The following is a 25,511-nucleotide window of genomic DNA, read 5'->3' as shown; positions in this document are numbered from 1 at the left end:
ACGGTACCGAATCCGAAAGGGGCATCGACGAGGGGGCGCCGGGATCGCGCACTGCCGCGCCCTAGAGCACGTCCGAGAAGTCCGTGCCGGAGCTCGAGCCGTAATTCTTCCCCGTGCTCTTCGGGGAGGAGATGCTCCCGGGACGGGCGACGGCCTGGGGCTGGGAGATCGGTGAGGGTGACTCGTTGAGCGGGGAGGACTCTTCATCGTCCAGATCCATCCACTCGGGGCGCTCCTCCCCTCGGCGCTTATCGTTGATCCGGCAGAACTGGAAGGAGATCTCCGTGAGGAGACTCAGGCAGGCGGTGAGAGCGATCATTGATGTCGGTTCTTGCCCCGGGGTGACCACGGCAGCGAGGACCGCGAGGCAGACGATAATGATGCGGCGCTTATTCTTCACCGCCGAATAGGGCAAGATCCCCATGATATTGAGCGCCCCAATGATGAGCGGAAGCTCAAAGCTCACGCCAAAAACTAGAAGAAGAATGATGACGTAATAGAAATAGGTTTCACCGGTGAGCGCGGCCGACTGGTATTGATCACCCATACTCAGCAGGAATTCCAGGCCGACCGACAGGATGACATAGGACAGCACAGCGCCGAGGAGGAAGAGAAGAACCGCGATGCTCACGAAGATCAGCGTGAAGCGGCGCTCCTTCTTATGCAGGCCCGGGGTGATGAATGCCCACAGCTGATACAGCCAGACCGGACAGGAGAAGATGCAGCCAGCCACCGCGCCCACCTTGATGCGGAGGATGAGCATTTCGAAGGGGCTCGTGGCCAGGAGGCGGCACTCGCCGTCGGCGGTGAAGGACGCTCGCTTGTCAGGAGGGAGGCTGCAGTAGGGGCCGCGAAGAATATCGCCGAGGGACTTCACCGTGAGCTCATATCCGCGCACGGAAAGAGAGAAACCGTGCTGGTACCAGATGAAGCCCACAATGGTGCCGAGCGCCAGCGCGATGAGAGACACGATCACGCGGTGGCGAAGCTCCATGAGATGCTCGACGAGCGTCATGGTGCCGTCGGGATTATCCTTCCGGCGGCGCCTCCGCGTCCTCGAGCGGGATGCTCGAGCAGGTGTGCTCATGAAGAAAGGTCCTCCGAGAGACGAGAATTTCTACTGCTGCGGCTGCTGGGGGTCGTGAGGCTGCTGCTGGGGAGCGGCCTGCGGGGGCTGCTGCGGCTGGGCCTGCGCCGAGAATCCCTGCTGCTGAGGGGTAGCCGGCTGCTGTGGGGGCAGAGCCTGCTGGGTCTGCTGAGCCTGCTGTGCGCGCTGGGCTTCGTCGCGCTCGTCGTCGCGACCCATTTCCTTGACCTCGGATTTGAAGATGCGCATCGAGCGACCCAGGGATCGGGCGGCATCGGGCAGGCGCTTTGCGCCGAAGAGCACGATCACCAGGAGGATGATGAGGGCAATCTCCCACGGACCAAGAGTCATGAGTATTTAGCCTTTCTTCGAGTGTTGAGGGCACGCCGCATAGGATCCTAACGCGGACCGGGCCCTTTCTGCGACCTGGGCCCGCAGTGACTCCGGGCCAATGAGGTGAATCCTATCCGAGTGCTCGAGGAGGAATCGGCACATCCACGCCGAGGAACTCCACGGCATCTGCGCGGTGATCCACCCATCCTCGCTGGCCTGACCCAGCTCCATGGGCCAATAGTCCGCCATCCATGTGGCCTGGGGGTGGAGCTCAATGTCTGCCCATTCGGGGGACTCCTGGAAGTGGAAGGGATCGCTCGGATCGAAGTCACGGGCGCCCGTCAACGGCCCCGCCGCCTCCTCGGTGGCGCGCACGGACTCCATCCTGTCGATCCGGAAGGAGCGCTCCTCCCCTGTCTCCGTATCGAGCCCGGACAGGTAGGTCTGCCCCTCCCGGCTGAAGAGGTGATGGGGATCGACGACGCGCTCCCGGCGCGTATTACTCCGGGCGGAGACATAGTCGCAGCGGATGAGGACGCGGCGGCGGATGGCCTCCGCGATGACGGAGGTCGCGTGCTCCTCGTCGCTGTTCGTCGTGCGGGCCGCGTCAGAGTCGTAGACCACCCCGGCCTTGACGCCCATGATGGAGCGGAGCTTCTCCGCGGCGGACACGACGGCCTGGCGGTTCTCGATGTCGGGGATCGCCTCGAGCTGCTCGAGGATGAGCAGGAGCGCGGCGGCCTCCACGCGGGTGAGGCGCAGGGCGCGGTCGAGGCCCTGATCATCATGAATGAGAACCCCGTGGTAGGAGGGCTTCTCCATGTCCACGAGCTCCCCGTGCATGTCTCCTGGGCCGCAGCACCAGAGGCAGTGGAGGTCTTTGAGCAGCTGCTGGGCGTCGATGCCCAAATCCCTTGAGGCCTCCATGAGTGAGTAGCCCGGGTGCTGCTCGAAATAAGGAATGAGGTTGAGCATGCGGACGACGTCGGACAGGTGAGAGACCTTCATTGCTGCTCCTTCCCCTCCCCGACGGCATGGCGCAGGAGGGCGATCGTGTCCTCGATGACCTCGGGCGGGGAAACCAGCACCATGTCGGGTGCCACCCCTGCCGCCGTGCGGGCCGCCCACTCGGGATCCACCTGGCGAAGGAGATACGTGCCGTCCGGCTGCTTGGTGGCCTGGCGCACAACGTCATAGACAGGTTCCCCCTCCACACGGAAGAGGACGTCGACCCGCTCCCCACCACGGTGGAGGCAGTCCTGGACGATGTCCTGAAGATTGCGCTCCCCCGGCTCGTGCCCGGCGGGCCCGGTGGCCTGGACGTGGGAGACGCGGTGGATTCGGAACGCGCGTTCCTCGCCGCGGTCGAGGTCGAAACCCACCATGTACAGCCGGGAACGGTGCGCGACGAGCCCCCAGAGGTCCATCCGGCGACGCACAACGGGGGCGGTGCTCATGGCCTGATAGTCGAACTCGATGCGCTGTTTTCTCTCGTGCGCGCCGAGCAGCGCCGTGAGGACGCCGGGGCTCATCCGGTCGATGTCCGCGGAGAGCGCGACGGCCGGGGTGGTCCCCAAGTCCCGCCGGGCCCCGCCGGCCGCGAGCTTCATCCACCCCGAGCGGGCAAAGGCCGACAGCGCCCCCGAGGTACCGATGTCCCCCGCCAAGCCCAGGACCGTCGCCTCCTCGGGACTGAGGCTCAGCGCGGGCAGGGCGTAGTCCTCATCGTTGAGGGCGTAGTGCGCGGCGCCGTCCTCGCTGAAGGCCCGGATGGGGACACCGGCGAGCTGAAGATTCTTCACATCGCGGCGAAGCTTGCGGCGCGCGCTCTCCGCGCGACCCTCCTCGTGCTCATATCCGCGCACGTGGGAGATGAGCCAGTCCGCGCTGAGGCTCGTACGGCCCGTTCGCGAGGCATGGAGAAAGGCAAAGGTCAGGTTGACCAGCCTCTCCATCTCCACGCGATTGTCTCGGCTCATCGATAGAGCCCCTGCTGCGCGTAGTTCTCCATGGTGGCGATGAGGGCGTCGACGCGCTCATCCACCGCCTGGAAGGGGTCGCTGAGCTCCACCATCTCCGGCTCGGGCCGGTCCAGCTTGAGGCGCATCCAGTCCACCGTGACCGGGGCGCCCAGTTCCTGGGCCCGGGTGAGGAAGGCCCCGCGCAGGTGTGCACGGGTAGTGGACGGAGCGTGCTGGCGGGCGTCCGAGATGGCGTCGTCGTCAATCCACCGGTGAATGAGGCCGCGGCGCTCGAGGAGGTGGGCGAGGCCGCGTGCGGGGTGGATCTCGTGATAGCGGAGGTCGAGGTTGATGAGGCGCGGGTCGAGGGGGTCGGTGGTCCCCCAGCGCTCCTCATAGCGACGAAGAAGCAGGTACTTGATGACCCAGTCGATGTCCTTGCCCACCATCTCAAGCTTCTGTGCGCGGATGGCGGTGAGGGTGCGCTCCCACAGCTCGACGACGCGCCGAAGCTCCTCCGTGGGGGTCCCCTCCCCCTCCGGCACCTCGCGCTGCCCGAGGTACTCGGTCGCCGCGGCGCAATAGGCCTCTTGAATCTCCAGCGCCGTGACCGTGGAGCTGTCCTTCATCACGATGGGGGTGGAGCCGGTGATGTCGCGGGCGATGTCGCGAATGTGCTGCGAGGGGTGGGCCACCTCGAAGGGAGGAAGCTCCCAGCCGGCCTCCATCATCTCCAGCATGAGGAGCATGGAGCCGATCTTCAGAGCCGTCGTGGGCTCCGCCATGGTGGAGTCACCCACGATGACGTGCATCCGCCGGTAGCGCGAGGAATCCGCGTGCGGCTCGTCCCGGGTGTTGATCATGGGGCGGGCGCGCGTCGTTGCGGAGGAGACGCCCTCCCAGACGTGGTCGGCCCGCTGGGAGATGCAGAAACCCGCAGGATAACCGGCATTTTTCCGGGCGATCGTGCCGGCGCCGCAGATGAGCTGGCGGGTGATGAGGAAGGCCATGAGCCGGTTCCCGAGGTTCTTGAGGATCACCTCGCGCCCCACCAGGTAGTTCTCATGGCAGCCGTAGGAGTTGCCCACCGTGTCGACATTGTTGCGCAGCAGATGAATCTGGGCCTCGATGCCGTCGCGGCGAAGAGCCTCCTCGGCGGTGAGGGAGAGCTCGTGGAGCGCCGTGTCCCCGGCACGATCGTGCGCGAGGAGCTGGGAGAGGTGATCGCACTCGGCCGTCGCGACCTCGGGGTGCGCCCCGACGTCGAGGTAGAGCCGCGATGCGTTGGGAATGAAGACATTGGAGCTGGCATAGCGGGCGACGATGGGCCGGAAGAGGTAGCGGGCGGCCTCATCCGGGCCCAGCCGCTTCTCCCCCGTCTCCCCGGTGCACGCGATGCCGTACTCCGTCTCAATCCCCATGATCCGACGGTAGAAAATCTCCGGCTGCGTCATGCGCTCTACTGGCCGCCCTTCTGGACGTAGGAGCGCACGAATTCCTCGGCGTTGTTTTCCAGGAGGCCGTCGATTTCATCGAGGAGCTCATCGGTGGCGCCGGTGTTGATGGACACCTGGCCGGCCTCAAACTCCTCCTCGGGGGCGTCCCCGCCCCCGGCATGCCGCTGAATCTGGGACTGCGATGACATTGGGCTATTCACTCTCCTTCACACAGGAACGTGGGGTAGTCTACCCTCATTATTAGGAAAAATACGTGATGCTCAGGCCGCAGGACTCCAGTGCCTCAAGCAGCGCGGAGACGTCTGCCGCGTCCTCGCAGGCCTCGCGCACCTGGGCGGCGCGGCCCGCGTCGAGAGCATCCATCCGCACGGTGGCGTTGCCCTTCGGGCTCGCGAGGATGACGCTCTGCCAGTTGGCGGCGATGACCTCCTCGCCCCACCTACTCACGAGGTAGCCGCGCAGCCAGGCCCGGGAGTCCTCGGGAGCATTCTCGACGGCCGCCTCAATCTCCTCCGTCGAAAGCAGTGTTCTCATCCGGCCCTTCGCGACGAGCGCGTGATAGAGCGAGCGCGCGGGGTCGACGTCGTGGTATTGGAGGTCGATGAGCTTGATCTTCGGGTCATCGATGCTGAGCCCCCGCCGGGTGTAGGAGGAGATGAGCGCCCACTTGGCAGCCCAGTCGAGCCGGTCAGCGGCGCGGAGCGGATCTGCGGCCAGGTCCGTCGTCACCTCATCCCACAGCGTGAGGATGGACTCCTCCTCCGGGGTGCGCGCCTGGACTTTTTGCCGGTATTCCGCGAGGATCTCGAGGGCGCTGAGGCGACGGCCGTCCTTGAGCTCCACCGTGGTGCGCAGCGTCGGGTCGTGGGAGATGACCTGGAGCGCCGCGACGGGTTCGGTGAGCGCGAGGTCGCGGAAGGACTCCCCCTCCTCGATAGCGTCCATGACCAGCGCCGTCATGCCCAGCTTGAGGAGGATGGAGGTGTGGGACATGTTGGCGTCGCCAATGATGACGTGGAGGCGGCGCCACTGGTCGGCATCAGCGTGCGGCTCATCGCGGGTGTTGATGATCCCGCGGTTGAGGGTGGTTTCCAGGGAGATCTCCTGGTAGAAGTAGTCGGCACGCTGGGAGATCTGGAAGCCGGGGGTCTGGCCCTCCTCGCCGAGGCCCACGCGCCCCGCCCCGATCACCACCTGCCTTGCCACGAAGAAGGGAATGAGCCCTTGGGCCATGGTGGTGAAGTCCGTCTCCCGGCGGAAGAGATAATTCTCGTGCGAGCCGTAGGAGGCGCCCTTGCCGTCGACGTTGTTCTTATACATCTTGATCGCCGGGCAGGGGTCCATGTTCTTGAGAACAGACACCCCACGCCCGGAGACCTCCGCCACCGCATCGATGGCCTGCTGCGCGATGACCTGCCCCGCCACGTCATAGCGGAGCGCGTCCCAGGCGGAGGTGACCTCGGGCGTCGAGAACTCGGGGTGGGCGTGATCGACGTAGAAGCGGCCCCCATTGGAGGTCACGACGTTGGCCACGCCCACGGCATCGGGCTCGACGACCGGCACCGTGTGATAGCGCCGCAGGTCAAAGCCCCGGAGATCCTTGAGCGGGGACTCGGAGACGTAGTCCCAGCGAGAGCGCGCGGAGGTGTGCAGGGCCGCGTACGTCGCAACCGCATGAGTGGAGCTGATAATCGGGCTGAACTCCGGCTGAGCCGGGGTTGCGATGCCAAATTCCGTCTCCGTACCCATGTAGCGCGTCATGGGTCACAGCTTAGCCGATGACATCGACCTGAACGACGGTCCTCCCCTGCTTGCCGGTGATCCGCGCCCACTCGTCGGGGTTGGCGGTATTCGGCAGATCTTCGCTTTCCTGTTGCTCCGCGGCGACCGCATCGACAAAGTGCCGGGAGTGCAGTCCCTGCCCCTCGCCGGAGAGGACGTCCTTGATGGCGAGCTTCTTCGCTCGGTCCACGATGTTGGCGATCATGGCCCCGGAAACGAAGTCACGGTAGTGCAGGATCTGGCAGTCCCCGTCGGCGAAACGGAGGGAGACATAGGGCTTATCGCGGAAGAGCTCCGTCACCGCGGTGTCGATGAGGGTGTCCACCGGCTCCTCCAGCGGCAGCCCCTCCGTGACGTAGCGGGTGAAGATGTCCCGCGCGGCAGAGCGATCCGGGCGGGAGACGCGGATCTTCACGTCCAGGCGTCCGGGGCGCAGCACCGCGGGGTCAAGAAGCTCCTCGCGGTTGGTGGCGCCGATGACGATGACGTTGTGGAGGTCCTCCACGCCGTCGAGTTCCGTGAGGAACTGCGGGACCACGGTGGTCTCCATGTCGGAGCTCACGCCGGAGCCGCGGGTGCGGAAGACCGAGTCAATCTCATCGAAGAAGATGATGACCGGGCGTCCCTCCGAGGCGAGCTCGCGGGCCCGCTCGAAGATCATGCGGACGCGGCGCTCCGTCTCGCCCACAAACTTATTGAGCAGCTCCGGCCCCTTAATGTTGAGGAACCACGAGCGGGAACCATCCCCGATCCGCGAGGAGAGCGACTGGGCCACCGCCTTCGCGATGAGCGTCTTCCCGCATCCGGGCGGGCCGTAGAGCAGGACGCCCTTCGGGGGCCGCAGCTCATACTTGCGGTAGAGATCCGGGTGGGCGAAAGGAAGCTCGACGGCGTCCTTGATCTTCCCGATCTGCTCGTCGAGACCACCGATATCGGCGTAGGAGACATCCGGCACCTCCTCGAGGGAGAGGCTGGACACCTCGGTCTTGGGGATGCGCTCGAAGGCGACCCCGGCGCGCTGGTCGATGAGCAGGGTGTCGCCGCTGCGGGCGTGACCTTGGATCTCGTAGGCGAGGGTGACGACGGCTTCCTCGCCGCTCGGGGTGGAGATGATGGCGCGGTTGGTGCCGATCCGCTCCATGAGGGTGGCGAGGTTGCCGGTTTCGGGAAGCCCGCAGGCCTCGACGATGACGCTGCCCTCCCCGAGGCGCACGCGCACGCCGGGAACCAGCTGGCCGCGATCCATGTTCGGGGAGACCTTCACCCTCATGCGGCGTCCTGCGGTGATGATGGTGGCGTCCCGGCGGTACTCATCGAAGCAGAGGAAGATCCCGAAGGTCGACACCGGCTCCGCGAGAGCCTCGATCTCCGCGTGGAGATCCTTGAGCCGATCGCGCGATTCCTTGAGGAGCTCGGCCAGCTTGGCATTGCGGGCCCGGGCGGCCTGGAGATCGCGTTGGAGACTCGCCGTTTCGGCGTTCACGTGCGGCTCATGAATAGTCATAAGGCTACCCTACCGCCGCACTTTGCGCTGGGGTCGCGGCGGGGTGACTCCATCGGCCAGGCGCCGGGCCATGACGAGGAACGCCGTGTGGGCGTTCATCCGGTGCTCGGGCCGAGTGGCCAACCCCTCCACCTTCCATTCGCGGACGAGGGACTCCCACGCCTTGGGCTCCGTGAAGCAGCGCTGCTCGCGAATCCCCTCCATGACCTTCATGAGCTGGGGCACCGTCGCCACATACGTCATGAACACCCCGCCCGGGATGAGGATGTTCTTGGCCGTCTCGAGGCACTCCCAGGGCTCGAGCATGTCAAGGATGACGCGATCCATCGGTCCCCCAAGGTTCTCGACGGTGGCCTCCCGCAGATCACCGAGGCGCGGTTCCCACTGCTCGGGGCGCCCGCCGAAGTACTCGTCCACGTTGGAGCAGGCGTAGTCCAGATGATCCTCGCGCACCTCGTAGGAGATGAGCCGCCCCTTCTCCCCGATGGCACGCAGCAGCGACATGGACAGGGCGCCGGATCCGGCCCCGGCCTCGAGGACTCGGGCCCCCGGGAAGATGTCCCCCTCCATGAGGATCTGGGCGGAATCTTTGGGGTAGATGACCGCCGCCCCGCGCGGCATGGACAGGACGTGGTCGACGAGGAGGTGGCGGAAGCAGAGGTACTCCGTGCCCAGGGTGGAGGTCACGACCGTGCCCTCGTCCGCACCGATGATGTCGTCGTGCGCGATCTGACCCTTGTTGGTGTGGAAGATCCCCCCTTCCTTGAGGATGATCGTGTGGTGCCGGCGCTTGGGATCGGTGAGCTGCACCCGGTCCCCTGCCTTGAACGGGCCAGAATAGGCCATACTGACTCTCCCTTATCCTCCGACGAATGAATGCGCAGTGCGCGTATCAACCGATCAAGTATGCCTCAAGAGCCCGGGCGAGTGATAGCTGATCAGCCACTCCCATGAGCTCCCGCGCCGAGTGCATGGAGAGCAGAGGGACGCCGACGTCCACCGTGTCGATGCCCAGGCGGGTCGCCGTGATGGGGCCGATCGTCGAGCCGCAGGGGACGGAGTTATTCCCCGCGAAGACCTGCAGCGCAACCCCGGCGGCCTGGCAGGCGCGGCGGAGGATCGCCGAGGTGCGCGCGGTGGAGGCATAGCGCTGGTTGGCGTTGACCTTGAGGACGGGGCCGCCGCCCATCCTCGGCAGGTGGGTGGGATCGTGCTTCTCCGGATGGTTAGGGTGCACGGCGTGGGCGGCATCGGCGGAGACACACGAGGAGCGAGAGAGCATCTGGAAGACCTCGTCGGGGCGGGCGCCGAGGCTCAACGCGATCCGCTGGAGCACCTCCCCCAGCAGAGGCCCGGCTGCGCCGGTGGGGCTGTTGGAGCCGACCTCCTCGTGGTCATTGGCAACGTAGACGAGGATGTGCTCGCCCGCGTCCTCGGACTGCGCTGCGCGGAGGAAGGCGAGGAGGCTCGCGTGCACGGAGCTTAAGTTGTCCAGGCGCCCGGAGGCGATGAACTGCCCGTCCGTGCCGATGATGGCGGGCGGCTGCGTGTCCACGGTGATGAGGTCATAGGCGCAGATGTCCTTCGCCTGGACGTGGCCTTCGAGTCCCTCGGCGATGTGCTCGAGCAGCGGCGTGCCGCCGTCGAGAAGCGCATGGAGCGGCTGGGTATCGCGCTGGCGATCGGGGTGGAACTCCCCACTGCGGTCGAGGTGAATGGCGAGGTGCGGGATCCTCGCGATCGGCCCGGTGTGGACGAGCTGCTCCGAGCCATCGGTGAGGATGACCCGCCCGGCGAAGGCCAGGTCCCGGTCAAACCAGGAGGGGATGATGGGCCCGCCATAGACCTCGACGGCGGCCTGGCGGACGTCGTGCCCCAGAATCTCCGGCTCGGGCTTGAGCAGGAAGCCCGGGGAATCCGTGTGCGAACCGAGGATCCGGAAGCCGGAGCGCGGGGAGGCATCCTCCGGCACCCACCAGGCGATGACCGCCCCATCACGGCGCAGGACGTGGCCCCCGGGGTACTCGTCCCACTCCTCATCGCGGTGCTGGGTGCGGAAGCCCGCCTCCTCGAAGCGGCGGACAAGCTCCGCCGCGGCGTGGAAGGAGCTGGGGCTCCGGGACAGGAAATCGAGGAAATCGCGCGTGTCGTGCATACTGCCCAGGGTGCCACGTCTTCGCGCCGAGGGGGAGCACGTTAACCTGGACCCTATGCCTTCTCGCCCGCGACCTCTCGCCCTGTCCCCCAGCCGGGCCAACGACTATCAGCAATGTCCGCTGAAGTTCCGCTTCCGCGCTATCGACCGGCTTGAGGAACCCTCCACCGTCGCCCAGGTGCGCGGGACGCTGGTGCACGCGGTCCTCGAGCAGATGCACCAGTGGCCCCGCGAGGAACGGACGTTCCCCCGCGTGGTCAAGCGCCTCAAGCCCACGTGGGCCGAGATGTGCGAGAAAGACGACAGCCTCCGCGAGCTCGTCCCCGAGGAGGAGTACATGGGCTTCCTCGTCGATTGCCGCGAACTCCTCCGCGGCTACTTCTTCATGGAGAACCCCCAGGGCTTCGACGCCCAGGAGTGCGAGAAGTACGTCCAGACGATCCTGCCTAACGGGGTGCCGGTCCGGGGATTTATCGACCGCATCGACGTCGCCCCCACCGGCGAGGTCCGGGTAGTGGACTATAAGACCGGCAAGAAGCCTCCGCCCCGATTCTCCCGCGAGGCGCGTTTCCAGATGCTCTTCTACGCCCTGGTCTATTGGCGTCTCTTCCGCGCGGTACCCACCCAGCTGCGACTCATGTACATCAAGGAGGTCGACTCCCTCTTCCTCACCCCCTCGCCGACGGAGCTCGAACACTTCGAGCGGGACCTCGCTGACCTCTGGGAGAAGATCACCGCCGACGGCAAGAGCGGACACTTCCGCCCCCGCACCTCGAAGCTCTGCGGCTGGTGCCACTTCCAGGATCTCTGCCCCGCCCACGGTGGGACCCCGCCCCCCTACCCCGGCTGGCCGGGGGCTCTGGGGGAGAAAACCGCCTAGAAGAGACCGGAGATTGTCCCTTCGGAGTCGACGTCGATGCGCAGGGCCGCCGGGGATTTCGGCAGGCCCGGCATGGTCATGACATTGCCGGTGAGGACCACGACGAACCCCGCGCCGGTCCGCGGGACGAGCTCTCGCACGTGGAGGGTGTGACCCCGCGGGGCGCCGAGTTGCGTCGGGTCATCGGAGAAGGAGTATTGCGTCTTCGAGATGCAGACCGGCAGCGTGTCGAGCCCGTGCTCGCGGAGCTGCTCCAGCTGCTTGCGGGCCGCCCGCGAGAACTCGACGTCGGAGGCGCCATAGACGCGGCGGGCGATGGTGCGGATCGAGTTCTCCACACCCTCCGCCGGGTCATAGATGGCTTGGGATCCGCGCTGCCCAGCATCCCGCGGGGCGTCGAGGACCTTCTCCACCGCCTCCGCGAGCTCTAGGCCGCCGTGGCCGCCGTGCGCCCACACCGTCGAGGAGACGAGCGCGATGCCCTGCTCGGACGCCCAGTCGTCGAGGAGGGCGCGCTCGGCGTCGGTGTCCGTGGGGAAGGCGTTGATCGCGATCACCGGCTCCACCCCAAACTGCCGCACAGTGCCCACATGCGCCCCGAGGTTGGCGAGTCCCTCGCGCAGGGCCTCGGTGTTCTCGGTGGTGAGGTCAGAGACCTGCACCCCGCCGTTGTATTTCAGCGAGCGAATGGTCGCGACGAGCACCACGGCGTCCACAGTGAGCCGCCCGGCCCGCGCCGTGATGTCGAAGAACTTCTCCGCCCCGAGGTCAGAGCCGAATCCCGCTTCCGTCACGACGATGTCCGAGCAGGCCATCGCCGTGCGCGTGGCCATGAGGCTGTTGCACCCGTGGGCGATGTTCGCGAAAGGGCCGCCGTGGATAAAGGCTGGGGCGCCGCCGAGGGTCTGCACGAGGTTCGGGTTGATGGCATCCCGCATGAGCGCGGTGAGCGCCCCCGCCACACCCAGCTGGGAGACCGTGACGGGCTTCCCGGCATAGGTATAGCCCACGGTCATGGAGCCGAGGCGACGCTTGAGGTCCATGCGATCCGTGGCCAGGCACAGCACGGCCATGATCTCCGAGGCCGCCGTGATGCTGAAGCCCGTCTCTGCCGGGACTCCGTGGGCGGGTCCTCCCAGCCCGGTGACGACGTGGCGCAGGGCGCGGTCATTGACGTCCATGCATCGCTGCCAGGTCACCCGACGGGGATCAATGTTGAGCTTGTTGCCCTGGTGAATGTGGTTATCAATGGCCGCCGCCAGCGTATTATTCGCCGCCGTGATGGCGTGGAAATCCCCCGTGAAATGGAGGTTGATGTCCTCCATGGGAACCACCTGGGAGTAGCCGCCGCCGGCTGCCCCGCCCTTGATCCCCATCACCGGGCCCTGGGAAGGTTCCCGGAGGGCGGCGGAGGCTTTGTGCCCGCGGAGGCGGAGGGCGTCGACAAGCCCGATGAGCGTGGTGGACTTCCCCTCCCCCGCCGGGGTCGGCGACATTGCTGTGACGAGAACCAGCCGGGCGTCCGAGCCCTCCCCCAGCTTGGTGGGATCAACCTTGGCCTTCGTCGTGCCATAGGGAATGAGCGCGTCCTCCGGGATGCCGGCCTCGCGGGCAATCTCCTGGATGGGGCGAAGGGCATGATCCTGAGCGATCGCGACATCGCTCTTCTTCTCAACTGTGTTATCGGGAATGCGCTGTTCAGAACCAGATGTGGAGGTCGTCATGCCTCCATGCATACCATTGAGTTTCGTGACACATCCGACGGAAAACGAGCGGCCCCCGCAGCGCAGTTGGCTCTCCCGTACGCTGCTCCCGGGCGGAACCGAGCCCGATGCCCGATTCACCCTGGCCAACGAGCGAACCTTCCTCGCGTGGACCCGCACGAGCCTCGCCTTCATGGCCGGCGGCGTGGCCGTCGAGGCCTTCCCCATTGAGAGGGTATCCGCCGAGCTGCGCACGGTTCTCGCCGTCGGCATTGTGAGCGTGGGCCTCCTCATCGCGCTCGGGGCCTGCGTGCGGTGGATTCGCGTCGAGCGGGCCATGAGGCACGACGCCCCACTGCCCGTACCAGCCATTGCCCCGCTGTTGTCGGTGGCGACGATTGTCGCCAGCGCGCTGGCCCTCTGGATCTTCCTCCGATGAGTCGGATGGCCCCCGGGGACACACGCCACGAGGACCCCGGCCTCCAGCCCGAGCGCACGGCGCTCGCGTGGACTCGCACGAGTCTCAGCCTGTGCGTCGCGAGCGCGACTCTCCTGCGCTGGACCCGAGTCCTCGGCCCGTGGGCCTTGGTGCTGGTGGGCGCGTTCATCGCTCTTGCGATTGTTCTCGCCGCCACTCACCATCGGCGCTATTGGCGCCATAACGCGGGCCTGAAAAGGGGAACGACCCCGACCAATGCTGGCGGGGTCGTGAGCCTGTCGGCGGCGTGTCTGCTCCTGGGGCTTCTGGCGGCCGGGCTTATCCTCCGCTCCGCGCCGCCTCTGAGCCCCTAAGCTCTGAGCTCCTAAGAAGCGAGGGCGATCCTAGAGGATTAGAGGATCACGCTGCCAAGGAGATAGCAGAGCACCACGGAGACCGCGATGTTGATGACGCCCGGCACGAGGAAGGGGTGGTTGAAGACGTAGCTACCAATCCGCGTGCTCCCCGTATCATCCATCTCGACGGCAGCGAGGAGCGTCGGGTAGGTCGGGAGAATGAAGAGCGCCGAGACCGCGGGGAACGCCGCGACGGCCATGAGCGGGCTGACGCCCAGCGCGAGAGCGGCAGGCATGAGGGCCTTCGTCGTCGCGGCCTGCGAGTAGAGCAGAGCTGCGGCGAAGAAGAGGACGACTGCGAGCATCCACGGCCACCGCTGGAGAACACCGGAGGAGAGCTCACCGATGCCGTCGATGTGAGCGTTGATGATCGTGGTGCCCAGCCAGGCCACACCGAGAACACAGACGCAGGCCGACATGCCGGAACGGAAGACCTGAGTGTTGAGGACTTCCGCAGCGGGGATCTTCGCCACGAGGACGATGATGGTGGCCGTAGCGAGCATGAGCGACATGATGGCTTCATTGCGCGGGAGCGCCGGATCGTGGATGAGGCCCACCTGATCTGAAATGGCGGTGGCATAGGCCATCACGAGGACAATGGAGACAAGGAAAATGAGCACCGATGCGCGTGCGGAGCGCGGAGGCTTGTATTCCGGAGAACGGGAGGGCGGATTAACGAGCCCTTCCTTCAGACGCTCCTGATATATCGGGTCCTTTTCCAAAGGAACGCCTAAGCGGTTAACGATAAAGGCCGTCGGGAAGATGGCGATAAAGGTTGCCGGAATAAGCACGCCAAGAATCCCGAGATAGCTGATTCCCTCTGGCTCTAATAGTGAGGCCAGGAACACAACGGCAGCGGAGATCGGCGAGGCACAAATGGCCACCTGAGAGGCGACGACGGAGATCGACAGGGGACGCGAAGGCCGTACGTTGCCCTCTTTGGCTACCTCAACGATGACCGGCAGCGTGGAGAACGCCGTGTGGCCGGTTCCCGCGAGCAGGGTCATGAGGTAGGTGACGATGGGCGCCAGATACGTGACGTACTTAGGGTTCTTCCTGAGTAGCCGTTCGGCCAGGTGTACGAGGTAATCCATGCCTCCGGCGCGCTGCATTGCGGCGATGGCCGCGATGACCGACATGATGATGCCGATGACGTCGAAGGGGATATCGTCTTTGGAGACGGGAGCCCCGGTGAGGCCCAGGAGAAGAACACCGAAACCACCGGCAAAGCCGATAGCAACGGACCCGAGGCGAGCGCCGAGGACAATGGCGATCACGACGATGATGATCTGGAGAGCGAGCAGCATGGCAGACGCTTTCTAGACGAAACCAAGGATAATCTGTCCGAGTCTTGTATCCCTGGATTATGGTTGGTCTTGACGCTTCCCATTATGCCAGCGAGAAGGGCCGTAGAAAGGGGAGCTACGCTGCGGAGAGCGTGTGTTTTGCGGGATCTGCAGAGGATATCAATAAAAATGCAGAGGCCGTGATCTCCGAGGAGGAGATCACGGCGCCCTGACGTTCTCTTATGCTCCGAAAATTATCCGTCCAGATAGAGCTTGCCGCGGAATTCGGGGTGCATGAGATTTTCGTTACTCAGAATGTGCTCGAGGGTCGCCTCATCGAGGAGCCCCTTCTCCAGGACCAGCTCCTTGACGGACTTTCCCGTCGCCGCTGCCTCCTTGCCGATGAGGTCACCGTTGTGGTGGCCGATGAAGGGGTTGAGGTACGTCACGATGCCGATGGAGTTCTCGACATAGCTGCGGCACACGTCGGCGTTGGCGGTGATGCCGGTGACGCACTTCTCGCGGAGGGTGGTGACCGCATTGCCAAGGATGCGGATGGACTGGAAGAGGGCCTCCCCGATGACCGGCTCCATAACATTGAGCTGAAGCTGCCCGGCCTCGGCGGCCATCGTCACGGTGAGGTCATTGCCGAAGACCTTGAAGCAGACCTGGTTGACAACCTCGGGGATCACCGGGTTGACCTTGGCCGGCATGATGGAGGAACCCGCCTGGCGCTCCGGAAGGTTGATCTCGTGGAGGCCGGCGCGCGGGCCGGAGGAGAGAAGCCGCAGGTCATTGCAGATCTTGGAGAGCTTCATCGCTGCCCTCTTCACCGCGGAATGCGCGAGCACATAGGCTCCGGTGTCCGAGGTCGCCTCGATGAGATCGCGGGCGGACTTGATCTCCAGGCCGGTCACCTCGGTGAGGGCGGCGGTGACCTGGTGGCGGTAGCCGGAAGGCGTGTTCACCCCGGTGCCGATGGCCGTGGCACCCAGGTTGATCTCCAGCAGGCGCTCGCTCGCGTTGCGCAGGACTGCCTGCTCCTCTGCCAGGTTATGGGCGAAGGCGAGGAACTCATCACCCAGGGACATGGGCACGGCATCCTGGAGCTGGGTGCGACCCATCGTGAGGATGTCCATGAACTCGTTGCCCTTGTCGCGGAACGAGGACTGCAGCTTGTCGAGCTCCTCAATGAGGACCTCCATCGCTGCATAGAGTCCCAGGCGGAAGCCCGTCGGGTAGGCATCGTTGGTGGACTGGCTCATGTTGACATCATCGTTGGGGTTGATGACGTCGTACTCGCCCTTCTTCTTCCCGAGGTATTCGAGGGCCAGGTTGGCCACGACCTCGTTGGTGTTCATGTTGAGGCTCGTACCGGCCCCGCCCTGGAAGACGTCGAGGGGGAACTGATCCATGCAGCGCCCCTTCTCGAGAATCTGATCACACGCCCAGACGATGGCCTTCGCCTTCTCCGCCGGAAGCGTGTGGAGACGACGGTTAGCCAGCGCCGTCGCTTTCTTTACCTGGACCATGCCCCGGATGAACTCGGGCACGTCGTTGAGAGTGGTCCGTGAGATCTGGAAGTTCTCCATGGCGCGCAGGGTGTGGATCCCGTAGTAGGCGTCGGCGGGAACTTCCCGCTCGCCGAGCAGATCCACCTCAATCCGCACGTTCTTCTTCTCATGATGCTGAGCTGCTCCGGAGGATTCCTTCGTCCGGTTTTCCTGGGCGGAAGGGACCTCAGGGTTCTTCTTCTTGCTGTCCTTTGCCGAAGAATCCTTCGAAGCGTGGCTCTTTTTGGCCTTGGCCATGGCTGTGGTCACCTCAATCGTCGAGATGGGTTAGTGGTTTTCCGACGCCCATACTAGTGAGGTGAACCCGTCGCTGCTTAGATTCTCGCAATCCTCAGATCGGACGCGAGAATCGCCTCGGCGCCAAGATCCGCCAGCTGGTCCATGACCGCGTTGGCCTGGCCTTTTGGCACCATGACCCGGACGGCAACCCACCCGTCCAGAGCAAGCGGGGATACCGTCGGACCAGACAATCCGGGGGTAATGGTGCTTGCCTCCGCGAGCTTGTCGCGCTGGATGTTGTAGTCGAGCATGAGGTAGTGGTGGGCGTGGAGGATCCCCTCGATGCGGCGCAGCAGCACGCGCTTTTCGGGGGTGATCTCCTCCCCCGCCCGGCCGAACACCACGGCTTCTGAGGTGCAGATCACCTCTCCGAAGGGGGCGAGCCCCTGCTTCTGGAGGGTGCGTCCGGTGGAGACGACGTCGGCGATGGCGTCAGCGACGCCCAACCGGATGGAAATCTCCACGGCGCCGTCGAGACGGATGACCTTTGCCTCGATGTTGTGCTTGGCGAGGTTCTCTCGAACGAGGTGCGGATAGGAGGTGGCGATGCGCTTGCCCGCCAGCTTCTCCACGCTCCATTCTTCATCCGCGGGGGCGGCATAGCGGAACGTGGAGCCGCCAAAGCTCAGCGGGAGGAGCTCCTCTACCTCGGCCTGGGAGTCGATGGCCAGGTCGCGGCCGGTGATGCCCATGTCGAGGTGTCCTTGGGAGACGTAGATGGCGATGTCCTTCGGGCGGAGGAAGAAGAACTCGACGTCGTTCTTCTCATCCACCACGTTGAGGGCCTTAGAATCCCCGCGCCCGCTGTATCCGGCTTCGCGGAGGATGGTTGTTGCAGTCTCTGAGAGCGAGCCCTTATTGGGCACAGCGATCTTCAGCATGAAGGGATGACCTCGTTTCTTTAGAGATAGCGGTAGATGTCCTCGGGGCTCAGCCCGCGAGCAACCATGAGGACCTGAGACCAGTAGACGAGCTGCGAGATTTCCTCCGCGAGCTCCTCCTTGGACTCGTGCTCAGCGGCGAGCCAGACCTCCCCCGCTTCCTCAATGACCTTCTTGCCGATGTGATGGATGCCGGCGTCCAAGGCAGCAACCGTGCCGGACCCCTCCGGGCGCTTCTCGGCACGTTCGGACAACTCAGCAAAAAGGGAATCGAAGTTCTTCACGCCGAATATTATGACACGCCGGCGTCAGCACGCCCACAGGTGGTCACAGGTGCTCCCACCAGCGCTGCACATCGGAGGCGCTCACGCCCACGAAGGTTCCCGCTTGCTCCTCGGGGCAGCCATCGCTGAGCCGCAGGTCACGGAGGGAGACGACGCCCTCCGGCATGTCCTGGCCGGGCTCCGAGGGCACCCCGATGACGCGGCACCCGGCCTCCACGGCAGCGCGCATGCCGCTGGTGGAATCCTCGAAAACGAGGCACTCCCCCGGCTCAGCCCCGGCGAGCTCGGCGGCGCGCCGGTACATGTCGGGAGCGGGCTTCGGGCGGGGCACCTCATCACCTGTGACGGAACCGTCGAAGAAGTGCGTCCCCACAGCAGCGATGGAGGAATCCGCGAGCTCGCGCTCGGTGTTCGTCGTGACGAAGAGGGGAATCCCGTGGGAGCGGAGGTCGGCGAGGAGCTCTCGGATCCCGGGCTGCGGGCTGAGCTCATCGCGGAACAGCTCCCTCATCCGATCGAAGAGGAGGTCGTGCTGGATGGCATAATCCTCGTCCTTGAGCTCGTAGCCCGCGTAGCGCGCGCAGATCTCCAGCGTGTTCGCGAAGCACCCACCCACGGTGCGGGCTCGCTCCTCGGGGCTGAGGCGACGGCCGAGCCGCTCACTCATCTCATAGGTGGCGATGCTCCACAGGGGCTCCGAGTCCACCATCGTGCCGTCCATGTCCCAAAAAATCGCGGCGACCATCCGTGTGTCTTTCCTGTCGTCAGTGTGCTGTGTGAGGGATGCCGTGTCTGGCTCTTAGGCCTCGCTGAGGTCGAGCTCCTCCAGATTCTCCTCCGTGACCCCGCACTCACTGAGGGTGGCGCGGAAGAAGGCCTCAAGATCCTTGGCCTCTTCCTGCTCGAGAACGGCATCCCCGTGCTCGTGGTTGAGCTGCGTCAGTGCCTCGTGCGTGCGTCGGAAGACTGCGAGTGCGTCCTCCGGCGGCGCCCCCTCGCGGTGGGCGTCGAGGGCCTCAAGGTAGCGGTGAAGGATCTCCTTCACCTGCGTGGCGGCCGCGGGGTCGAAGGGCGCATCCCAGTGCTCCTTCTCCCCCTCCTTGAGGTAGCCGCCCGTGGAAAAATACTCCAGGTCAGCGGTAAAAGTCTCGACGTCGGGCCCAAATGTCTCCATCATGCTCATGGGGTCATTCTCCCAGAGGCCGACGCCTGCCGCACGCGCTAGAGCCGGACTCCGAAGAGCCCGTCCACGGCCGTGCGGATGAGCTTCACCGCGGCGGGATTGTGCGCCGTCTGCCCCTCGCGGCTCGCGGCCCACCGATCAATGGCGGCAAGGGCCCCCGGCGAGTCGAGGTCATCGGCCAGTCGGGTGCGGACCTCCTGGACGAGGGCCTCCGCGTCATCGAGAGAGCCCGGGTGCTCCAGTGCCCGTCGCCAGGTCTTAAGGCGCTTCTCCGCCGTGGCGAGGACCTCATCCGACCAGTCGCGATCCCCGCGGTAGTGGCTGGCGTAGACCCCGAGGCGAATGGCGTTGGCCTCATGGCCGGCCTGGGTGAGCTTGTGAACGAAGACCAGGTTCCCCAGCGACTTGGACATTTTCACCCCATCGAGGGCGATCATGCCGGCGTGGACATAGTGCCCGGCCATCCGCGGGCACCCGAGTGCGGCCTCCGCGTGGGCGGCCGAGTACTCGTGGTGCGGAAAGGCGAGGTCGCTGCCTCCGCCCTGGATGGCGAAGTGCCGGCCCAGCCGATTCGTGGCGATCGCGGAGCACTCCACGTGCCAGCCCGGCCGCCCGGGGCCGAAGGGGGAATCCCAGGCGGGCTCGCCCTCGCGGTGCGCCCGCCAGATGAGAGCATCCAGGGGATGATGCTTGCCGGGGCGATCGGGGTCCCCGCCGCGCTCGGCGAAGAAGGTGGCCATCTCCTCCGGGGTGTAGCCGGATTCGTACCCGAACTGCGCCGTGGCGTCGACGGAGGCGTAGATATCGGGGAACTCGTCGTCGTCGACAACATACGCCGCCCCGCAGTCGAGGAGCTTCTGCACCATGACGATGATCTCCTCCACCGCCTCCATGGCGCCGACATAATCGCGCGGCGGGATGACGCGAAGTTCCTCCATGTCGGAGCGGAAGAGCTGAATCTGGCTCGTGCCGAGCTCGCGCCAGTCCACGCCATCGCGCTGAGCGCGTTCGAAGAGGGGGTCGTCGACATCCGTGACGTTCTGGACGTAATGGACCTCGTGGCCATTGTCGAGGAGCTGGCGGTGGATGAGGTCGAACGCTAGGTACGTCGCCGCGTGGCCAAGGTGGGTGGAGTCATAGGGGGTGATCCCGCAGACATAAAGCCCGGTGGGATCGCCCTGCTCGACCTCCCGCACCTCGCCGTCGGCGGTGTCATAGAGCGCGAGAGGAACGCCCGCCCCCGGCACGCGGGGCACATCAGGATAAGGCCAAGATTTCATGACTTCTACTCTAACTGTTGACGGATCACGTATTTAGAGCGGGGAGAGAATCCCGGCCCCCAGCAGGATCATCACGATGATGCCCACCGGAATGCGATACGCGGCAAACCAGCTAAAGGAGTGGTGGGAGACAAACTTCAACAGCCACGCGATCGAGGCATAGCCGATGACAAACGCGATAATGGTCCCGACGATGAGCTGGGCGCCGCTCGCCGCCTGCCCGGAGGTCGGGGCCAGCGCGTCCGGCAGGGAGAACAGCCCCGAGCCCAGGACCGCGGGAATGGCCAAGAGGAAGCTAAACCGGGCAGCCACTTCCCTCTCCAACCCGCAGAACAGGCCCGCAGAGATCGTGCCGCCCGAGCGAGACACGCCCGGGATGAGGGCGAGGCACTGCGCCAGACCCATGATGAGTGCGTCCTTCATGGTGAGGTCCTCGAAGCTGCGCTTCTTCGCCCCGTAGCGCTCCGCCGCAATGAACACGAAGGAAAACAGGACGAGGACCAGCGCGGTAATCCACAGGTTGCGGGCCGAGCTCCGGATCGCGTCCTTAAAGAGCACGCCGAGGACGACGACGGGGATGGTGCCAGCAATGACCATCCACCCCATCCGATAATCGAGGCCACGCTCCTCCTTCTTGGCAAGGCCGCGGAACCAGCCGCAGATGATCCGCCAGATGTCCTTCGCGAAGAAGACCAACACCGCCAACTCCGTGCCGAGCTGCACCACGGCCGTAAAGGACGCACCGGCGTCGTGGCCCCAGAAGAGCTCAGACACGATCCTCAAGTGCCCCGACGAGCTCACCGGGAGGAACTCCGTCAGTCCCTGGACGATGGACAGGACAATCGTTTGTAGCCAACTAACCTCAGTCACCCGCCACACCCTACTACCCTGGGAGCAATGGAGCGACGTCAACTTGGCCGAAGCGGTCTGCGCGTCCCCGTCCTGGGGTTGGGGACCGCGGGATGGGATACCTCACTACACCTCGATACCGCCCGTGACCTGCTCACAGGGATGCTCGATCACGGCAGCGACCTCGTCGATATCTCCCCCACGAGCCCAGGAAATACCGCGGAGGCGCTCCTCGGGGAGCTCCTGGAGTCGACGGCGCTGGACCGCCATGAGCTCCTCCTCTCCCTCTCCTCCGGCTATGACCCGGATGCGCCGGCGGGGCGGCGTGTCGACTGCTCTCGACGCGCCCTCCTCAGCCAGCTCGATGCCTCGCTCCGGCAGCTCGGCACGGAGTACGTCGACGTGTGGACCATCGCCGCCTGGGATCCGGCGACGCCCATCACCGAGCTCAGCGCCACGATGGACCTCGTCCTCTCTTCCGGGCGCGCCCGCTACGTGGCGGTCCACGGATTCGAGGGCTGGCAGCTGGCCCTCCTCGCCGGGAAGCGCGAGGAGCCCCTCCCCAGTGCGTGCAACTACTCCCTGCTCGAGCACCATGCCGATGAAGACCTCATCCCCGCGGCCCAGTACCTGGGCTCGGGCGTCATCGCGACGAGGCCGCTGGCGCTCGGCGTGCTGGCCTCTCCGCGGGGCCAGGGCGTGCGATCGCCCGAGGCCCACGCCTATGATTCCGAGCACGCCCGCACCGTCGTCGACGCCGTCTCCACCGCCGCCCAAGGACTGGGAACGTCCCCGGCCTCCGTGGCCCTTGCGTGGGCGGTGGACCGACCCGGGGTGAGCTGCGCCGTCGTCGGAGTAAGGAACCCCCGTCACCTCAGCGATGTTCTCGACGCCAGCGAGCGCCGACTCCCCCGTCCTATCCGTGCCGCCCTCGATGACGTGTCCGGGGCGGCTGGTAGGCTCAATGTCCGTGAATAGGGCTCAAAAATATCGTCGTCGGTGGGTGGCATCCGTGGGCGTTGCCGCCCTGTTCGGTCTCAGCCTGGCGGGGTGCCAGAATGACGCGACGAAAGAGCTAGAAGACGCGATGGGGAATGCCACACCTGCGGCCTCGCCCAGCACCTCCTCCCCCTCCGGGAAGGTGCTGGAGCTCCCCGCGGAGCTGGCCTCGGTGAAGGATATTGAGGTCTCGGGCACTGTGCTTGCGGTGCAGGGTGAGAAGCATGTGGGGGTAGGAACCGTCAAGCAATTCGCGGACGGCAGCGCCACCATTCTTCCCCTCGAGGACAGCTGCGGGACCCTCGTCCCGTCGAGTGACCACAGCGTATGGACCGTTGCCTGCGGTGACACCGCCCTCACCATTGATCCGCAACGCCCGCAGCAGGTCACGAGTATCGGTCTCGATCACCCCGCGACCTCCGCCGTCCAGCTGAGCGATGGCGCGCTGGCCACCGCCAGCTCTGACGACAACGCCATTCGTATCTACCGCGCCGGCCAAGAACCGACCACCATCACGATGGACGGCAGCGCCACCGAGCTCGCGGCGGTGAACGTCCCCGGCGGCACCGATGCGCTCGTGCGCGTTGACCGCGCCGAGACGAAAATCCAGGACGTCCACTTTGCCGACGATGAGCAGGGCGGCACCCTCCGCGTCGGATTGGGCGTCGGCCGGGTGGCCGCCGGGCGGGACGGGCTCTTCCTGGCCTCCGACACCAACGGCAACCGCCTCATGATCTACACGGGAGACGACGTCATCCGGCTCCATCAGAGCATTCCTGTCGACGAAAGCCCGTGGGCCGTGGCCTGGGACCCGAAGCGCTCGCTCGCCTGGGTGGCGTCGACGGCCACGAACACCGCGGTCGGCTACCGCATCTCTTCCGGCGTCCCGGAGGAGCAGGCCCGGGTCACCACAGTTCCCGACGCCCAATCCATGGGAGTCCTTGATGATGGCACCATTGTCCTGGGCTCCGCGAGTGGCCATGGCCTCTCCATCATTTCTCAGCCCGACTCGTCCGCACAGTAAGGAGGTTGGCGATGGCAACTCTGCGCCGCAAGGCCTACAACCTGGCTCTCAAGGGGCTCTTCCGCATCCCGCCGGAGAAGACCCACGACCTCATCTCTGACTTGCTCCGCACGCTACAGCTCATGCGCCCGGTGCATCGCGTCTTCCACCGGGTCGTGCCGGTGCGGGATCCGATTCTTTCCCAGGAGGTCTTTGGCGTCACGGTGCCCCGGCCCCTGGGGCTCGCGGCCGGCTTCGACAAGAACGCTGACTGCCCCGACGTCTGGGCGCCCGTGGGCTTTGGCTACGCGGAGCTCGGCACCGTCACGGCCTCCCCGCAGCCGGGCAATCCCGCGCCCCGGCTCTTCCGGCTGCCGAAGGACAAGGCCATCCTCAACCGGATGGGCTTCAACAACGATGGGGCGGCCGAGGTCGCCATGAACCTCCGCCGCCGGAAGACCGACGACATCATCGGGATCAACATCGGGAAAACGAAGGTCGTGGAGCCGGAGGGCGCGGCGGATGATTATCGGCGCTCGGCGATGCTCCTGGGTAACCTCGCGAACTACCTGGTCATTAACGTGTCCTCCCCAAACACTCCGGGGCTGCGCGACCTCCAGGCTGTGGATTCTCTCCGTCCCATCATCGAGGCCGTCAAAGGTGCGACGTCCACCCCGGTGCTCGTGAAGATTGCCCCGGATCTAGCGGATGAGGACATCGACGCGGTCGCCGATCTTGCCGTCGAGATGGGCCTGGCCGGGATCGTCGCCACGAACACGACGATCTCCCGGGAGAACCTGAAGACATCGGCGGACAAGGTTGAGAAGATGGGCGCCGGCGGTATCTCCGGGCCCCCTGTGGCCGACCGTTCCCTTGAGGTCCTCAAGCGCCTCTACGAGCGCGTGGGTGATTCCCTCGTCCTCATCAGCGTGGGTGGCATCTCCACCCCGCGCCAAGCCTGGGAGCGCATTGCTAGTGGCGCCACTCTCCTTCAGGGCTACACCGGGCTCATCTACGGCGGCCCGGAGTGGATCCGGTGGATTCACCAGGGCATCGCGCACCAGCTGAGAGCACACGGCTTCCACAACATCCAGGATGCCGTGGGATGCGGCCTCGACTGGCGCGACTAGGACAACGCGGACGACGAGCTCGACAGGCAGACAAGCAGACGACGCCCCGGGGACGGAAGGATTCCGCCCGGGGCGTCGCTTTTAGAGTGCGCGAACGATCCACGCGGCGAGTACCGCCAGGATTCCGACGCCAGCCACCACCACCTGGCTCACCTCCGCCAGCACGGCGTCGCCGAGGAATCGGCTGGCGATGATGAGAACGAGCGAGAGGCTGAGCGCCACCACCTGGGGGACGGTGCCCGCCTGGTCATCGCGCACCATGGCGAAGGCGCCAAGAAGCGCTGCTGCGAGAACAAGGACGATCATCCGCCACGTGATGGCGTACGGGGCGAAGAGGCCGAAGCGCAGGACGTCGAAAAAGACGAAGAAGAGCAGGGCAATGCCCGCGAGGAGGAGCGCCCCCGCAGCGCGGCGCATGCCAGACGGCGGGGCGGATGCAGTATTGACCATGAACGCTCACACTAGCAGAACGTGTCCCAGTCCACATGATCGCGCCGTCGTGGCGTGGCCTGCACGCGTGGCGCCTAGTTTTCGTCCCAGCCCCAGAGGATCGCGCGTCCCAGCGAGTGGAAGTAGAGGTTGAAGCCCAGCACGGTGGGCGTGGAGTTGGGGTCGATGTCGAGCGTGTCGACGTCCACGGCGTGGACCGCGAAGAGGTAGCGGTGAGGGCCATGGCCCTCCGGCGGCTGGGAGCCGTAGTAGGCGCGCTGCCCGCTATCCCCCACGAGGGTGACCGCCCCGTCGATCCCGCCGAGGTCGGCCTCGGAGCCCGCGCCGGTGGGGATGCTCGTCACCGAGGCGGGAATGTTAAAGACCGCCCAGTGCCAGAAACCTGAGGCGGTGGGGGCGTCGGGGTCAAAGCAGGTAATGGCGAGGGACTTGGTCCCCTCGGGAAGATCAGACCAGGAGAGCTGCGGGGAAATGGACTGGCTGCCGCGCTGCTCCGGCGCGAGCTGCTCCCCCTCCGTGAGGTCGGTTGAGGTCAGCGGAAAGCTCGGCAGATCGCGGAGCGGGGCGTAGGGATCGGGGCCAGGAAAACGATCATCGTGGGCATAAGAAGTACTCAT

The 25,511-nt window shown here is 65.6% G+C and carries 27 protein-coding genes; 6 read left to right on the top strand and 21 right to left on the bottom strand.

All coding sequences use genetic code 11. From position 1 onward, the window contains the following. Nucleotides 1-61: 61 nt before the first annotated feature. The 10 genes from tatC to L1O03_RS05575 are packed head-to-tail and all read right to left on the bottom strand — an operon-like array spanning nt 62 to nt 10,279. The gene (tatC, locus tag L1O03_RS05620) at nt 62-1,087 is read right to left on the bottom strand and encodes a twin-arginine translocase subunit TatC (RefSeq protein WP_236118442.1); all 1,026 of its coding nucleotides are present in this window, start codon (nt 1,085-1,087) and stop codon (nt 62-64) included. Between the two features lie 30 nt (nt 1,088-1,117). Further along, nucleotides 1,118-1,438, bottom strand: coding sequence for a Sec-independent protein translocase subunit TatA (gene tatA / locus L1O03_RS05615; protein WP_236118441.1), 321 nt, complete (start codon nt 1,436-1,438; stop codon nt 1,118-1,120). Nucleotides 1,439-1,444: 6 nt separating this feature from the next. Next, entirely contained in the window at nt 1,445-2,428 is a 984-nt protein-coding gene (locus L1O03_RS05610) for a helix-turn-helix transcriptional regulator (RefSeq protein ID WP_236118440.1), read from the bottom strand. Next, nucleotides 2,425-3,399, bottom strand: coding sequence for a helix-turn-helix transcriptional regulator (locus tag L1O03_RS05605; RefSeq protein ID WP_236118439.1), 975 nt, complete (start codon nt 3,397-3,399; stop codon nt 2,425-2,427). Before L1O03_RS05605 ends, L1O03_RS05610 begins: the two co-directional genes overlap by 4 nt. Beyond that, nucleotides 3,396-4,835: a Pup--protein ligase gene (pafA, locus tag L1O03_RS05600; RefSeq protein ID WP_236118438.1), complete on the bottom strand. Its 1,440-nt coding sequence runs from the start codon at nt 4,833-4,835 to the stop codon at nt 3,396-3,398. Before pafA ends, L1O03_RS05605 begins: the two co-directional genes overlap by 4 nt. A gap of 5 nt (nt 4,836-4,840) precedes the next feature. Further along, nucleotides 4,841-5,026, bottom strand: coding sequence for a ubiquitin-like protein Pup (locus L1O03_RS05595; RefSeq protein ID WP_236118437.1), 186 nt, complete (start codon nt 5,024-5,026; stop codon nt 4,841-4,843). A 52-nt stretch (nt 5,027-5,078) separates the two neighbouring features. After that, complete coding sequence (gene dop / locus L1O03_RS05590) at nt 5,079-6,599, bottom strand: depupylase/deamidase Dop (RefSeq protein ID WP_236118436.1); 1,521 nt, start codon at nt 6,597-6,599, stop codon at nt 5,079-5,081. A 10-nt stretch (nt 6,600-6,609) separates the two neighbouring features. After that, a complete protein-coding gene (gene arc, locus L1O03_RS05585; RefSeq protein WP_236118435.1) occupies nt 6,610-8,124 on the bottom strand; it encodes a proteasome ATPase in 1,515 nt (504 codons plus the stop codon). A 9-nt stretch (nt 8,125-8,133) separates the two neighbouring features. After that, a complete protein-coding gene (locus L1O03_RS05580) occupies nt 8,134-8,970 on the bottom strand; it encodes a tRNA (adenine-N1)-methyltransferase (RefSeq protein ID WP_236118434.1) in 837 nt (278 codons plus the stop codon). A gap of 46 nt (nt 8,971-9,016) precedes the next feature. Further along, complete coding sequence (locus tag L1O03_RS05575; protein WP_236118433.1) at nt 9,017-10,279, bottom strand: M18 family aminopeptidase; 1,263 nt, start codon at nt 10,277-10,279, stop codon at nt 9,017-9,019. Between the two features lie 55 nt (nt 10,280-10,334). On the opposite strand from L1O03_RS05575, the gene L1O03_RS05570 reads away from it, so the two are divergent. After that, the gene (locus L1O03_RS05570; RefSeq protein WP_236118432.1) at nt 10,335-11,159 is read left to right on the top strand and encodes a RecB family exonuclease; all 825 of its coding nucleotides are present in this window, start codon (nt 10,335-10,337) and stop codon (nt 11,157-11,159) included. Here the strand turns inward: L1O03_RS05570 and L1O03_RS05565 are convergent. Continuing rightward, nucleotides 11,156-12,883, bottom strand: coding sequence for a formate--tetrahydrofolate ligase (locus L1O03_RS05565; protein ID WP_236118431.1), 1,728 nt, complete (start codon nt 12,881-12,883; stop codon nt 11,156-11,158). The genes L1O03_RS05570 and L1O03_RS05565 overlap by 4 nt on opposite strands. A gap of 25 nt (nt 12,884-12,908) precedes the next feature. On the opposite strand from L1O03_RS05565, the gene L1O03_RS05560 reads away from it, so the two are divergent. Further along, on the top strand, nt 12,909-13,301 hold the full coding sequence (locus L1O03_RS05560; protein WP_236118430.1) for a YidH family protein: 393 nt from the start codon (nt 12,909-12,911) through the stop codon (nt 13,299-13,301). Continuing rightward, a complete protein-coding gene (locus L1O03_RS05555) occupies nt 13,298-13,654 on the top strand; it encodes a DUF202 domain-containing protein (RefSeq protein ID WP_236118429.1) in 357 nt (118 codons plus the stop codon). The genes L1O03_RS05560 and L1O03_RS05555 overlap by 4 nt, the downstream gene beginning before the upstream one ends. A 38-nt stretch (nt 13,655-13,692) precedes the next feature. Here L1O03_RS05555 and L1O03_RS05550 read toward each other — a convergent pair whose 3' ends face one another. From L1O03_RS05550 to L1O03_RS05515, 8 genes are all read right to left on the bottom strand, one after another. Continuing rightward, the gene (locus L1O03_RS05550) at nt 13,693-15,003 is read right to left on the bottom strand and encodes an anaerobic C4-dicarboxylate transporter (RefSeq protein WP_420830296.1); all 1,311 of its coding nucleotides are present in this window, start codon (nt 15,001-15,003) and stop codon (nt 13,693-13,695) included. 233 nt (nt 15,004-15,236) lie between these two features. Beyond that, on the bottom strand, nt 15,237-16,793 hold the full coding sequence (aspA, locus tag L1O03_RS05545; RefSeq protein ID WP_236118428.1) for an aspartate ammonia-lyase: 1,557 nt from the start codon (nt 16,791-16,793) through the stop codon (nt 15,237-15,239). Nucleotides 16,794-16,870: 77 nt separating this feature from the next. Next, nucleotides 16,871-17,716: an ATP phosphoribosyltransferase gene (gene hisG / locus L1O03_RS05540; RefSeq protein ID WP_236118427.1), complete on the bottom strand. Its 846-nt coding sequence runs from the start codon at nt 17,714-17,716 to the stop codon at nt 16,871-16,873. 20 nt (nt 17,717-17,736) lie between these two features. Continuing rightward, entirely contained in the window at nt 17,737-18,000 is a 264-nt protein-coding gene (locus L1O03_RS05535; RefSeq protein ID WP_236118426.1) for a phosphoribosyl-ATP diphosphatase, read from the bottom strand. A gap of 43 nt (nt 18,001-18,043) precedes the next feature. After that, nucleotides 18,044-18,745 carry an HAD family hydrolase gene (locus L1O03_RS05530; protein ID WP_236118425.1) on the bottom strand — a complete coding sequence of 234 codons (702 nt, stop codon included), beginning with the start codon at nt 18,743-18,745 and terminating at the stop codon, nt 18,044-18,046. Nucleotides 18,746-18,799: 54 nt separating this feature from the next. After that, nucleotides 18,800-19,177 (bottom strand): hypothetical protein, encoded by a 378-nt coding sequence (locus L1O03_RS05525; protein ID WP_236118424.1) that lies wholly within the window; start codon nt 19,175-19,177, stop codon nt 18,800-18,802. A 44-nt stretch (nt 19,178-19,221) separates the two neighbouring features. Then, nucleotides 19,222-20,463, bottom strand: coding sequence for a cysteine--1-D-myo-inosityl 2-amino-2-deoxy-alpha-D-glucopyranoside ligase (gene mshC, locus L1O03_RS05520; RefSeq protein WP_236118423.1), 1,242 nt, complete (start codon nt 20,461-20,463; stop codon nt 19,222-19,224). A gap of 33 nt (nt 20,464-20,496) precedes the next feature. Continuing rightward, on the bottom strand, nt 20,497-21,333 hold the full coding sequence (locus L1O03_RS05515) for an undecaprenyl-diphosphate phosphatase (protein ID WP_236118422.1): 837 nt from the start codon (nt 21,331-21,333) through the stop codon (nt 20,497-20,499). 27 nt (nt 21,334-21,360) lie between these two features. Here L1O03_RS05515 and L1O03_RS05510 point away from each other — a divergent pair, with 27 nt between their 5' ends. From L1O03_RS05510 to L1O03_RS05500, 3 genes are read left to right on the top strand one after another with little or no spacing between them, the layout of a single operon-like run. Further along, nucleotides 21,361-22,290, top strand: coding sequence for an aldo/keto reductase (locus L1O03_RS05510; RefSeq protein WP_236118421.1), 930 nt, complete (start codon nt 21,361-21,363; stop codon nt 22,288-22,290). Then, nucleotides 22,283-23,335: a YncE family protein gene (locus L1O03_RS05505; RefSeq protein WP_236118420.1), complete on the top strand. Its 1,053-nt coding sequence runs from the start codon at nt 22,283-22,285 to the stop codon at nt 23,333-23,335. Before L1O03_RS05510 ends, L1O03_RS05505 begins: the two co-directional genes overlap by 8 nt. 11 nt (nt 23,336-23,346) lie before the next feature. Next, entirely contained in the window at nt 23,347-24,444 is a 1,098-nt protein-coding gene (locus tag L1O03_RS05500; RefSeq protein WP_236118419.1) for a quinone-dependent dihydroorotate dehydrogenase, read from the top strand. Between the two features lie 81 nt (nt 24,445-24,525). Here L1O03_RS05500 and L1O03_RS05495 read toward each other — a convergent pair whose 3' ends face one another. Next, on the bottom strand, nt 24,526-24,894 hold the full coding sequence (locus tag L1O03_RS05495) for a hypothetical protein (RefSeq protein WP_236118418.1): 369 nt from the start codon (nt 24,892-24,894) through the stop codon (nt 24,526-24,528). Between the two features lie 74 nt (nt 24,895-24,968). Beyond that, nucleotides 24,969-25,511, bottom strand: coding sequence for a YbhB/YbcL family Raf kinase inhibitor-like protein (locus L1O03_RS05490; RefSeq protein ID WP_236118417.1), 543 nt, complete (start codon nt 25,509-25,511; stop codon nt 24,969-24,971).

The organism is Corynebacterium uropygiale, assembly GCF_021568315.1.
Lineage (GTDB): Bacteria > Actinomycetota > Actinomycetes > Mycobacteriales > Mycobacteriaceae > Corynebacterium > Corynebacterium uropygiale.
Note: the sequence above shows the minus strand (reverse complement) of the source record. Positions and strands in the feature narration are given on the sequence as shown.

Bases quoted from the DNA above. Each gene is read 5' to 3' on its own strand.
- L1O03_RS05550 (WP_420830296.1), bottom strand. From the start codon at position 15,003: ATGCTGCTCGCTCTCCAGATCATCATCGTCGTGATCGCCATTGTCCTC.
- L1O03_RS05570 (WP_236118432.1), top strand. From the start codon at position 10,335: ATGCCTTCTCGCCCGCGACCTCTCGCCCTGTCCCCCAGCCGGGCCAAC.
- L1O03_RS05495 (WP_236118418.1), bottom strand. From the start codon at position 24,894: ATGGTCAATACTGCATCCGCCCCGCCGTCTGGCATGCGCCGCGCTGCG.
- L1O03_RS05510 (WP_236118421.1), top strand. From the start codon at position 21,361: ATGGAGCGACGTCAACTTGGCCGAAGCGGTCTGCGCGTCCCCGTCCTG.
- L1O03_RS05555 (WP_236118429.1), top strand. From the start codon at position 13,298: ATGAGTCGGATGGCCCCCGGGGACACACGCCACGAGGACCCCGGCCTC.
- L1O03_RS05530 (WP_236118425.1), bottom strand. From the start codon at position 18,745: ATGGTCGCCGCGATTTTTTGGGACATGGACGGCACGATGGTGGACTCG.
- L1O03_RS05490 (WP_236118417.1), bottom strand. From the start codon at position 25,511: ATGAGTACTTCTTATGCCCACGATGATCGTTTTCCTGGCCCCGATCCC.
- L1O03_RS05580 (WP_236118434.1), bottom strand. From the start codon at position 8,970: ATGGCCTATTCTGGCCCGTTCAAGGCAGGGGACCGGGTGCAGCTCACC.
- tatC (WP_236118442.1), bottom strand. From the start codon at position 1,087: ATGAGCACACCTGCTCGAGCATCCCGCTCGAGGACGCGGAGGCGCCGC.
- L1O03_RS05575 (WP_236118433.1), bottom strand. From the start codon at position 10,279: ATGCACGACACGCGCGATTTCCTCGATTTCCTGTCCCGGAGCCCCAGC.
- L1O03_RS05595 (WP_236118437.1), bottom strand. From the start codon at position 5,026: ATGTCATCGCAGTCCCAGATTCAGCGGCATGCCGGGGGCGGGGACGCC.
- pafA (WP_236118438.1), bottom strand. From the start codon at position 4,835: ATGACGCAGCCGGAGATTTTCTACCGTCGGATCATGGGGATTGAGACG.
- hisG (WP_236118427.1), bottom strand. From the start codon at position 17,716: ATGCTGAAGATCGCTGTGCCCAATAAGGGCTCGCTCTCAGAGACTGCA.
- dop (WP_236118436.1), bottom strand. From the start codon at position 6,599: ATGACGCGCTACATGGGTACGGAGACGGAATTTGGCATCGCAACCCCG.
- L1O03_RS05500 (WP_236118419.1), top strand. From the start codon at position 23,347: ATGGCAACTCTGCGCCGCAAGGCCTACAACCTGGCTCTCAAGGGGCTC.
- L1O03_RS05610 (WP_236118440.1), bottom strand. From the start codon at position 2,428: ATGAAGGTCTCTCACCTGTCCGACGTCGTCCGCATGCTCAACCTCATT.
- L1O03_RS05565 (WP_236118431.1), bottom strand. From the start codon at position 12,883: ATGACGACCTCCACATCTGGTTCTGAACAGCGCATTCCCGATAACACA.
- L1O03_RS05525 (WP_236118424.1), bottom strand. From the start codon at position 19,177: ATGATGGAGACATTTGGGCCCGACGTCGAGACTTTTACCGCTGACCTG.
- mshC (WP_236118423.1), bottom strand. From the start codon at position 20,463: ATGAAATCTTGGCCTTATCCTGATGTGCCCCGCGTGCCGGGGGCGGGC.
- aspA (WP_236118428.1), bottom strand. From the start codon at position 16,793: ATGGCCAAGGCCAAAAAGAGCCACGCTTCGAAGGATTCTTCGGCAAAG.
- L1O03_RS05605 (WP_236118439.1), bottom strand. From the start codon at position 3,399: ATGAGCCGAGACAATCGCGTGGAGATGGAGAGGCTGGTCAACCTGACC.
- arc (WP_236118435.1), bottom strand. From the start codon at position 8,124: ATGACTATTCATGAGCCGCACGTGAACGCCGAAACGGCGAGTCTCCAA.
- tatA (WP_236118441.1), bottom strand. From the start codon at position 1,438: ATGACTCTTGGTCCGTGGGAGATTGCCCTCATCATCCTCCTGGTGATC.